Source organism: Promicromonospora kroppenstedtii DSM 19349 (assembly GCF_000515355.1).
GTDB classification, from domain to species: Bacteria; Actinomycetota; Actinomycetes; order Actinomycetales; family Cellulomonadaceae; genus Promicromonospora; species Promicromonospora kroppenstedtii.
Genome location: NZ_KI911720.1, coordinates 2,994 through 3,764 on the forward strand (window position 1 = coordinate 2,994; position 771 = coordinate 3,764).

General features: G+C 76.5%; 1 pseudogene. It reads right to left on the bottom strand.

The features are described 5' to 3' along the window. A pseudogene (locus PROKR_RS37510) lies at positions 1–771 on the bottom strand (HelD family protein); the annotation flags it as partial.

Below are 771 nucleotides of genomic sequence, written 5' to 3' on the forward strand. Positions count from 1 at the left end.
GGCCAGGTCGGCGCCCAGGGCCTCGGCCCACGAGCGGGCGCCGGTCGCGGGACCGGCCTGGGCCAGGTCGCCCACGACGGTCATCGAGCGCCCCGGGCAGCGGCGCAGCACGGAGCGCCACTGCATCGGTGTCAGCTCCTGCGCCTCGTCGACCACCACGTGCCCGTAGATCCGCGCGGGCGGGCCGTTCAGCAGGTGCTCGGCCTCATCGAGCAGGGGCAGGTGGGCTGCGGTCCAGGCCGGAGTGTCGGCGTCGGGCACCGCCAGCTCCGGGCGGGTGTCCAGCAGGTCCAGCACCACGTCCTGGGCCACGAGGTAGGGCCACGCCTCCTCGACGGCCCGCTCCAGGGCGACGTCCTCGGCAAGCTCCGCGGCGAGCGCGCCCGGGTCCAGCTCGGCCACGGCGGCGGCGTGGCCGAACCTTCCGCCGTCGTCGGGGGCGAAGCCGAGCCGCGCCAGGTCGCCGGCGGCGGCCTTGTCGACGTCCACGCCGCCGGTGAGCACCTCGATGTCCTCGTCCAGCTTCGCGAGGAACACGCGGGCGCGGGCCTGGACCTCGTCGGCCACGACGTCCACCACGAGGTCCTTGAAGATGGCCCGGGCCTGGTTGTGCGGCAGCCCGGTGCCGCCGGCCGTCTCGCGCGCCTCGGCGAGCGCGTGCTCGTCGAGGGTGACGGGGTCGCCGTCGACCAGCACCGTCAGGGTGCCGGACGGCGCCTGGTACCCGCGCACGACCTCGGCCAGCTCGTCGGCCAGCCGCGGGTCGCCGGC